Annotated in this window: 10 protein-coding genes, 1 tRNA gene and 1 riboswitch; of the genes, 9 read left to right on the forward strand and 2 right to left on the reverse strand. The window is 41.9% G+C overall.

Going from position 1 to position 9684, the window contains the following annotated elements:
- Positions 1-174: 174 nt before the first annotated feature.
- Positions 175-2298 carry a tRNA(Met) cytidine acetyltransferase TmcA gene (locus tag NWQ57_RS16345; protein ID WP_306023234.1) on the reverse strand — a complete coding sequence of 708 codons (2124 nt, stop codon included), beginning with the start codon at positions 2296-2298 and terminating at the stop codon, positions 175-177.
- A 64-nt stretch (positions 2299-2362) separates the two neighbouring features.
- Between NWQ57_RS16345 and NWQ57_RS16350 the strand changes: the two genes are divergently transcribed.
- The 9 genes from NWQ57_RS16350 (at position 2363) to rimI (ending at position 8996) form a co-directional block, all read left to right on the forward strand.
- On the forward strand, positions 2363-2770 hold the full coding sequence (locus NWQ57_RS16350) for an acyl-CoA thioesterase (RefSeq protein ID WP_306023235.1): 408 nt from the start codon (positions 2363-2365) through the stop codon (positions 2768-2770).
- A gap of 37 nt (positions 2771-2807) precedes the next feature.
- A complete protein-coding gene (locus NWQ57_RS16355) occupies positions 2808-3668 on the forward strand; it encodes an SdiA-regulated domain-containing protein (protein WP_306023236.1) in 861 nt (286 codons plus the stop codon).
- Positions 3669-3766: 98 nt separating this feature from the next.
- Positions 3767-3869: riboswitch (TPP riboswitch) on the forward strand.
- 54 nt (positions 3870-3923) lie between these two features.
- Positions 3924-6023, forward strand: a complete 2100-nt coding sequence (locus NWQ57_RS16360) for a TonB-dependent receptor (RefSeq protein WP_306023237.1) — start codon at positions 3924-3926, stop codon at positions 6021-6023.
- Positions 6024-6087: 64 nt separating this feature from the next.
- Entirely contained in the window at positions 6088-6345 is a 258-nt protein-coding gene (locus NWQ57_RS16365) for a hypothetical protein (protein WP_306023238.1), read from the forward strand.
- Entirely contained in the window at positions 6345-6968 is a 624-nt protein-coding gene (gene pnuC, locus NWQ57_RS16370) for a nicotinamide riboside transporter PnuC (RefSeq protein WP_306023239.1), read from the forward strand. Before NWQ57_RS16365 ends, pnuC begins: the two co-directional genes overlap by 1 nt.
- A 3-nt stretch (positions 6969-6971) precedes the next feature.
- On the forward strand, positions 6972-7760 hold the full coding sequence (locus NWQ57_RS16375) for a choline/ethanolamine kinase family protein (protein WP_306023240.1): 789 nt from the start codon (positions 6972-6974) through the stop codon (positions 7758-7760).
- A 104-nt stretch (positions 7761-7864) separates the two neighbouring features.
- Positions 7865-7940 (forward strand) — tRNA-Trp (locus tag NWQ57_RS16380).
- Between the two features lie 93 nt (positions 7941-8033).
- Positions 8034-8534 carry a DNA polymerase III subunit psi gene (locus tag NWQ57_RS16385; RefSeq protein WP_306023243.1) on the forward strand — a complete coding sequence of 167 codons (501 nt, stop codon included), beginning with the start codon at positions 8034-8036 and terminating at the stop codon, positions 8532-8534.
- Between the two features lie 12 nt (positions 8535-8546).
- Positions 8547-8996: a ribosomal protein S18-alanine N-acetyltransferase gene (rimI, locus tag NWQ57_RS16390; protein ID WP_306023241.1), complete on the forward strand. Its 450-nt coding sequence runs from the start codon at positions 8547-8549 to the stop codon at positions 8994-8996.
- An 84-nt stretch (positions 8997-9080) separates the two neighbouring features.
- Here the strand turns inward: rimI and NWQ57_RS16395 are convergent, their stop codons facing one another.
- Complete coding sequence (locus NWQ57_RS16395; RefSeq protein ID WP_306023242.1) at positions 9081-9335, reverse strand: helix-turn-helix transcriptional regulator; 255 nt, start codon at positions 9333-9335, stop codon at positions 9081-9083.
- Positions 9336-9684 lie beyond the last annotated feature (349 nt).

Consider the following 9684-nt stretch of genomic DNA (forward strand, 5'->3'; position numbering starts at 1 on the left):
ACACCGCCCTTTCACGGCGGTAACAGGGGTTCGAATCCCCTTGGGGACGCCATATATCAAAACCGCATAAGCAATTATGCGGTTTTTTTATGTCTGAAAAAGGCTTGAACCCCAAGGGGAAGTCTGGTTGAGGTAAAATAGCTTGCGTCTCGGACTTTTTGCACACAGAAAAGTTTACCTATGCTCATCCATTGCAATTAGCTTCAGCGCGTTTCTTATTGTCATTTCAATTTGATGTTTGCCTGTTACAGAAAATTCTTTAGAAATAGCGGCAAAGGAGCGATTTTGCATTAAGGTTGCGACCACGAGGGCGAGATGTTGTTTATCTAATTTTTTGAACACCAATATATGCTTTAAGTAATAGGCTCTGAGTGAGCGAAGGCATACGTTCAAAGGTCTGGTGCCATCGATAAACTGTTTGATTATTTCAAGATTGATAGGCTCAAGGGGAGCGCCTGAATGCAGAGACGCTAAGGCGTGATGCAACAACAGAGGCTCAAGACCACTAAATGCTTTATCACTTTGAAAACACAACTCTAGTAAAAATACATTTTTTAAGTAGTGCTCAATATTTTTTACCTGTTCAGTCACAGGATAGATTAATTGAGCACTATGCTGGGCGCTTGAAATCTCGGGCTTTTTACTCAAATTGACTAGTGTAAAACCTGCGCGTTGCCAAAATTTCAGGAGTCGCACGCTGGCGCCAAATGAGGTGGTCAAAAAAGCAATATCTCGAGTTTGAGCGTGTTGGATAATATGATCGATAAGCTGCTGACCTAAACCTCGTGATTGATATGCCGAGGCGATTGCAATTCGGCTAATTCGCCATTGTTTGTGCTGACAAAATTCAGCATAGGCATAATTAAAAGCAATGTTTTGCGCAACTAAATGCCCTTTTACTCGTCTTTTTCCGGCCGCGATGTCTTGGTGCAAAGGAGCTAGACGCTCGCCCCCTTCTTCGATCACCAGTGCCACTCCTACTAGCTCATTGCCTTTTACTAAAACAAAGCAACGTTGCTCTGGGCTATCGAATAACCTGATTAGATCATCTGGACTGGTTTGATAGTGGGCTTCGATAAGCAATTGAAATAAGTCGTGACTAAGTTGAGTATCTTGAACTAACTCAACTTGCGATACAAAACGGCATGACATTTCAGTTTCAGGGGAATAGGGCAGGGCGCAGGGAGTATTGTGCATACATAAGGCGTTAAACCAAAATGACTCAAGACAATCGCCTTTGTACCAACGCATAGGGTAAGTTAAGTGTAAATTACGCCACTGTGGCTTATTCACATTAAGGTATTCTTTTACTCTTAAATCAAAACCTCGGCCGCTGCCCTCATAGCCATGCAGTGTGGTACTAAATACAATGCGAGAAAATCGGTCAATTAACTTATAAAGTAAATGAGTAGGCAATGCAGCAGCTTCATCAATAAGTAAAAGCTCAAAATCGCTTGTCTGAGCAAGTATCGCGTCAGGTGCAATGTACTGCAGGTAGCCCTCATTAAAACTGAGCTTATTTTTGCTGTGCTGTGCCTCAGGTAGGTAGTGTTTGGCATGAGAAAAGACGTGTTGCACCGTGCTAGGTGAGGGCGCAACTAAAGCAATCTTTTTACCTTTGGTCAGCATCAGTTTCGCTGCGGCAATACCCAGGGCCGCAGATTTACCTCTACCACGATCAGCACTGAGAACTAAAGGACGGTTTCGATGCCCTGTTGCCACTTTTATGATGTTTTCAACCGCCAATTCTTGTTGCTGTAAAGCGATAGCTGGTAATGCATTTTCAGTCAGTGCTTCTTTAGGGGCTAGCGGTAGGGCTGCTTGGAAGCCTTCTTTGGTGAGTAAGGCAACATTTTCATCTTGCTTGATGGTTTTAATAAATTTATCAATAAAATGACTTCGTACCAAGGCATCTTGAAAACCGTAAGATACACGGTTTGCCCAATCGGGATCCGGATAACGTGGCCAACTGTCTAACTCAGGGCAAATTAAAATCATCAAACCGTTTTTTGTAACGATGCCACTTAAGGCAATAGCTGCATTGGCTCTAAAGCCTGTGTAAGCATTAAATACAAGTGTATTGTATTCTTGCCCTAAAAAGTTCTGATATTGTTGAGGGGATATTTCGCTACAGGCACCTTCACTATTTCCGAGCCACAAGTCATCATTGGTTGCACAGAGCTTAATTGCTTGCTCAATTGCCCAGGGTTCGTCACCACTAATAACGAGTAATTGTCGGTGAACGACATTTTTAGCGCGGCTAGTCAGCCATGATTCAATTTGATTGTACAATTTCACTTTTATGGGTTCTTTGGATGTATAATAGCGCCGCTAGTTTATGCAAAGTTTACAAGGAATACGAATGCGCTTTTTATCTCGCCGGTTAGTGATGCCAAATGATCTCAATTATGCCAATTCATTGTTTGGTGGCCGAGCCTTGGAGTGGATTGATGAAGAAGCGGCTATCTATGCTATTTGTCAGTTAGAAACCAATGTGCTGGTGACCAAGCATATTGGCGAAATTAGTTTTGAATCGCCAGCGATGGTTGGCGATGTCGTTGAGTTTGGACTAACCACCAAAAAAGTGGGTAAAACATCTATTACCGTCAGTTGTTTGGTAAGAAACAAGATAACCAAAAAAACTATCTGTTTTGCTGACGATATTGTGTTTGTAAAACTCGATCCAGAAACGCGTTTGCCAGCGGAGCATGGTAAAACACTAGAGCAATTAGAGATTCAAACTAAAGAAGAGATTAGTCGTTTAATTTAGGCTAGTGATGGTTAGTGTCGTAACGGGGAGTATGCATGTGGAAAATAAAAGGATAATGATGAAGGCTATTTTTATTGCAAGCTTTATGTTGCTGACCGCGTGTGGCTCAATAGCAAGTGACAAACTTGGTTATACCGTTGAAACAGAATTTAACTTGCCGGGCGATTTGGCCGAAACCTCCGGTTTATATTGTCCCGCATCTGACACTATTTTTACCATTAACGATTCAGGTAATTCGCCGACTATTTATCAATTAAATACCTCAGGTGAAATAGTTAAAAGGCAAGATCTTGATAAAAAAAATCAAGATTGGGAGGCGATCACAGGTGATAACGATAATTTTTATGTGGGTGATATCGGCAATAATAATGGTAAAAGGGCATTTGTAGAGATACTCGTCATCAATAAACAAAACCAAGTGCCGGCGATTACCAAGGTCTTAAAGCTAAGTTATGCTAATAACAACATTGAGAACAATGAATATTTGAAACATGATTTTGACGCAGAAGCCTTAGTTAGCGCTGATGATGCATTACTGCTGTTTTCAAAGAGTTGGCAGTCCACCGTCTCTCATGTTTACAAAATAGAGCCATCCCTAGCGGAGCAAGTTGTATCGCCGATCGCCTCAATTGATGGTTTGCCAGGAGTTGTGACGGGAATTGATTTTAACAAATCAAGCAAGCAATTCACTGTGGTAGGTTACAGTGTGAGCGGCTTCGGGAAGTTTTCACCTTTTATCGCTTTGTTAGACAGACGTTTCAACGTGGTCGCCACCTATCCTCTTGACGGCTTTAATCAGGTTGAAGGCGTTTGTGTGAGTCCAACCGGGGAAGTGTGGATCAGTCAAGAAAGTTCGTTTTTTTCAACTCACAAATTAGCTAAACTAAAATTTCGCTAATCGCTTAAGGTTATGAATTAGTTATATTTAATTTTGATATTCACTTGCGCGGTACACTAAGACTGATAGACTGCGCACGCTATTTTCTTAGAGAGAAGTAGTAAGCCAAGGGGTGCCGCAAGGCTGAGATGTGTTATTAAAACACGAACCCTTACACCTGATCCGGATAATACCGGCGTAGGAATGGTAAGAGACACTATCCCCATTTACCTGCCGTAAAGCCGGATCTTTTCAAACTGAATTGAAGAGATCCTCATGATAAATTCAAAAATACGTAACATAAGTTTAGCCGTTTCTTCCTTGCTGATTGGAGCGAGTCATGTTGCATTTGCAAATGAATCTGAAGACGTTGAACGGGTGCTTGTTTATGGCGCACTGACTACCACACCATTATCAGAACTAGCGACAAGTATTGATGTGATATCCGCTTTGGATATTGAACAGCGCCATGCCCAACATCTGGATGAACTTTTTAATCGCTCGGCTAATGTCAACTTTGCGACAGGAGCGAGCCGTGGTCGTTTTGTGCAAATTCGCGGTATTGGCGAGCGTAGTCAGTTTGTGGATCCTATCAACCCATCTGTTGGTTACTTAGTGGATGGGATTAATTATTCGGGATTACTGGCCGGAGCAAGTACTTTTGATGTGGCACAGGTAGAGATTTTTAAAGGCCCGAATAGTGCGAGGTTTGGTGCCGATGGTTTGGCCGGCATGATCAACGTGATTTCTGCGCCCACCAGTGATGTGACCACTATGGATTTTCAAGCGGGCTATGCCAATTACCATAGTTGGAACTTAGGCGCTGCGGTGGGCGGCGCATTAACCAATACCGCCAATTACCGAGTATCACTGCATCAAAATACCAGTGATGGGTTCATTACAAACACTTATTTAAATCGTGAAGACACTAACAATCAGGATGAGTTTACTTTTCGAGGCAAGGTTGATTGGCAAATCACCGCTGATTTAAAACTCAATACCACAGTACACCTTATCGATGTTGATAACGGTTACGATGCTTTTTCTTTAGACCGAAACCGCACTACATTGTCAGATGAGCCAGGTGTTGATACGCAAAAAAGTGATGCTGTCGCCCTAACGGCGGATTATCAGGGTTTTAGTTGGGCTGATGTGCAAGTACAAACCTCTTTGCTCGATGCGGATTTAAGCTATGGCTATGATGAAGACTGGAGTTATGTTGGTATTGCACCTGGATGGGAGTATTCATCCACTGACTACTATTATCGGACCCGCAACGATAAAACGGTGCAAGCAAAATTTAGCAGCAAAAATAACGTGGATACCCCTTGGTTAATCGGTTTTTATTATGCCGATAAAGATGAAAACCTTGATCGTGACTATACCTACAGTGCGCCGTTTTCAAGTGAAGTGGCAAGGGAAGATATAGCGCTATTTGGTCAATACAAATTTGATCTGAGCGACAAGCAATGGCTTACCGCCAGTTTACGTTTAGCATCACAAAAAATGGATTATCAAGATAGCCAAGCCATCAAGCAGAGCATTGACCATGATGATTGGGGGGCAGAGCTAAGCTACCATCAACAAACTAGTGCGAATACCATGTTGTATTTTAGTGTGTTGCGCAGCTACAAGATGGGTGGGGTTAACGGTCAAGCGTTAAGTAAAGCGAATGACGAAGGCCTAGAGGTTTTTAAAGATGTACTGCTAAGGAACGCCACCTTTGGCGCGGAGTCTTTAGTGGGCACAGAATTTGGTGTAAAAGGCGCGAACCAAGATGGGAGTTTGAGGGTGGATTTTACGCTGTTTTATCAGTGGCGTGATGACATTCAATATAAGAACTCGTTTGTTCAAGACCAGTCATTTGTCGATTTTTACGACAATGCTGCGAGCGGCACCAATTATGGTATCGAGACCAGTATTCAGGCTGCAGTGACCGATAACCTTGATATGTTTTTAAACCTGGGATGGTTAAAAACCAATATCGAAGGTATTACACGCTTGGTCAATGATGAATTTGAAACGCTGGATAAGCGTGATCAAGCTCATGCGCCTGATTACCAAATTAATGCTGGCATAAACTGGCAATTAAGTGAAAAGGTGAGTTGGTTACTTGAGTTGGATGTAAAAGACGATTTTTATTATTCCTTTGGGCATGATCAAATCTCTGACAAACAGTTTGTGGTGCACACTAGCCTTGATTATGACTTTGGTGATTGGAGAATTAGTCTGTATGCGCGTAATTTATTTGACCGAGCTTATGCCAACCGTGGCTTTTATTTTGGCAATGATCCTAGAGATGAATATGCCCCCCATACATGGGAGCAGTTTGGTGAGCCGCGCCGTATCGGTGTGAATCTAAATTATCACTTTTAAATGAAACACCGTGGGCTGATTCATTCAATTAGCCCACCTTTTTCACTTTACACAGGTTACCAAAATGAAATTAGTTGCTGAAATCTCGCTATACCCTCTAAACCTTGATTATATTCCACCGATCCAAACGTTTATTGATAGATTAAATGACTATGCAGAACTGAAGGTTGTCACTTCAATGACCAATACCATCGTCAGTGGGGAATATTTACCTACCATGCAAATTCTCGCTGAAGAAATGCAACGCAGTCATCAAGAAATTGGCCAGGCGATCTTTGTTTGTAAGTTTCTTAATGGCGACAAGATGAGTCAGCAAGACTGATGAGTGAATTCGCAAGTCAGTTACTGCAACAGCTAAGTGCTCAGTCTGGGTTAGAGGCTTTAGCTGTTGTATTAGCTTTGGCCTATGTGTGGTTAGCCGCTAAGCAGAATATTTGGTGTTGGCCTTGTGCGCTTCTTAGTACTGCCATCTACACCTTTGTATTTTGGGAAGTCACGTTGCCATTTCATGCTTTACTCAATGTATACTACATGTTGATGGCGGTATACGGTTGGTTACAGTGGCAAAAAGACAGCGATAAAGCCCTAGATATTACAAGCTGGACGGTAAAACAACACATCGCTGCCGTCTTACTTCTTGTTTTGATAAGTGTATTATTAAGTGTTCTTGGGGCGTCTATCTTTGATTCGGCCTATTTGTATCTTGATGCATTCATTACGGTTTTCAGCGTATTTACTACTGTTTTAGTTGCGAAGAAGGTGAGAGAAAATTGGTTATACTGGATTGTTATTGACGCAGTGGCGGTGTACCTCTACCTCGCCAAAGGCCTGTTACTTACCGGATTGTTGTTTGTTATCTACAGTGTATTTGCTATTTATGGTTACCTGCAATGGAGTAAAAGCAAAGAGAAAAAACAAACATTGCATGCTGTTACCGAGCGCTAAGTGGTGCAGGTTATCCAAGCAGAGGTGGTGGAAGAATTGACCGGTTTTTTGGGGGGAGAAATTGTCATTAACCCCATCCAAGGCGGCGCCATCAACCTCAGCTTTTCGGTCGACCAAGGCGAACGACGTTATTTTTTGAAGCTATTTGATGTCAGTACCATTGATTTACTCGACCGTGCTAGATTGTTTAGGCAGCAGCGTATACTCGCAGTGAAAGGGATGGCTCCAAAGCCTATTTACTTATCAGCTCGAGGTAACTTTCAATTGGAGGAGTGGATTGAACAAAGCAATCTTACTCAAAGCGAATTAAGTTCAAAACAGAAATGCCTACGTTTAGCGAAAGCGCTCAATGATATACACCAGCTTTGTGTGCGTTTTCCCCCTTTGGATTTGTCCTCTGACTGGCAGAACTATATGCGTCTGAGTGGGGCGACATTTAGTCGCTCACAACTACAAGCACAACAACAATTACTTAGTTTGTGGCGGCTAGAAAGTGAGGAGTACAGTGTGCTTTGTCACAATGATTTGTCTTTTTCACACGTTCCAGAAAGTGATAGCGGGGTTATTTTTGATTGGGAGTATGCCGCATTTAACAGTCCGTATTTTGATATCGCTTCCTGCTGCATTATTAATCAGTTTGATAAAGTAGAAATACACATTGTAATTGAAGAGTATGCGAGGCTAGCTGTCTTGGATAACAATATTGTTTCGGGAAAAGTGCACAGCATGCTAGCGGTGGTCAATAAAACCTACGAGTTATGGGCCCTAGCTTGTACTAAAATACCTAATTAACATCGGTTTTGCATAAAAAATCAGCGTTTGAAAGCGGGTTTGCAAAAAGTGCGTTAAAAGCGCTTTACCTTTAATGTCGCATCAGTATAATTCAGCGGCTCAGCAGGGGTGTAGTTCCAATGGTAGAACAGCGGTCTCCAAAACCGATGGCTGGGGGTTCGAATCCCTCCACCCCTGCCAATTTTCCTCGATGTATCTTCGACTTTTCTCCTCTCGCGTTCATGTTATGCTTAAGCATTATTAAGAATCTTTGTATGGAGCCTTGTGATTAGCATGTTATCTGATTATCAGCGTGCCGTTTTAACTGAGCTTGGCGTGATGTGTTGGCAAACTCAGGACGCAGCGCAAAATAAGCGTAGTCAACACGCGCCAAAGTTAAGTGATGTAGCCGGCACAGCACCTAAACACCTACAATCTAATTCACAAGTTACTAAGGCCAATGCCTTAGAAAAACTAAATCAGCTCAAGCAAGTTCAAGAACGGGTTTCGTATAAAGATAAGATTATTTTTCAATGTGAAAAAATTGAACCGGCACCAGCGGTATTAAACGATATTTTGCTAGCTCTTGAGATGGATAATCATGCTGTTGTTTATTTAACGGCTGAGCAAACCAAGTTAGCCAAAGACTACGCTTTACTTTGGTCAATGCAGCACAACGCAATTGAGTTTTCCAGCAACACACTTTCCACACCACCAATTAACGAATTACGCGATCCTGTCTTTAAAAAAACGTTGTGGCAATTGCTACAAAAGGTTGCTGAGAAAACAAGCTGATTAGGCGGTGCCATGTTTGAACCCTTAACACCTCAAAACGCCTTAGCCTGCTATGCAATTCATGCAGAGGTGCAATACAAGCCTTGGTCTAAGGCGGTCTTTATGGATTGTCTTAGTCCACCTTATTTTGCCTTTCAGTATTTAAAATCTCAACAACTACAAGGTTACTACGTGGCCATGCAGGTTCTCGATGAGGTAACGTTGATGGATATCGCGGTATCACCAAGGCTTCAAGGGCTGGGAATTGGTCGGCATATCTTAACGAGCTTTATTGAGCAATGTCATGTGCGCCAAGCCGCTGACATTTGGTTAGAAGTAAGAGAGTCTAATGCTGCAGCAAAACAGTTGTACACGAGTGCCGGTTTTACAGTGATAGAAAAGCGTAGAGCGTATTATCAAACAGAATCAGGCAACGAAGCAGCCATAATTATGAAGTTAAACTTGAGTGATAACCTCAACTAATTTTGTAAGTTTTAGAATTGATAGAACAGAGGATTTAACGGAGTATCGTATTTCTTAACACTCCGTTTAAGCAATAAGCAAAACCTAGCGCCTTGCTGCGCCAATATTTAATGGCTCTGCGCTGTCTTGTCTATCGAGTGCAAGTTTTACAAATTTAGATGAATTGACGTTGCAACCGACGCACATCGCAATAAATTGATTCATGCTGGGGCTGCCTACATTCTTTTCCCAGTTTTCATAAGTTTTACGTGTTTTTACATTCGCTAGTTTAGCCATTTTTACCGTGGTTAAACCGGCATCTAAACGCATTTTTCTCAAATCACTACCAGTAATATACATGTTTTATCCTTTTTATTAGTGAAACAACAACAGAGTTATGTGTGTGACATGTTGAGTGTCACTCTGTTTTCTTTTTCGACTGTAGTGTAGAGCAACAAATGTGGATTGAATTCCACATGGTAAATAAAGTCGCCTAAATCCGATAAGTATCTGAAAAATATGGGTAAATATTTTTCTTGGCAGGGTGGGGAAGTAAAATATGCAATGCCCCATAACTATGAGACATTTGTCATATTAGCTGTTAATCGTTAATAGCTTGTTTGAGTAGTTGTTATCAAGTTTATGCTAGCAATACAGGTGGCTTTTGCTGACCTTTACTCATGGCAAGCATCACTGGCGGCTTTTGCTG

The organism is Paraglaciecola sp. (assembly GCF_030730205.1).
Lineage (GTDB): Bacteria > Pseudomonadota > Gammaproteobacteria > Enterobacterales > Alteromonadaceae > Paraglaciecola.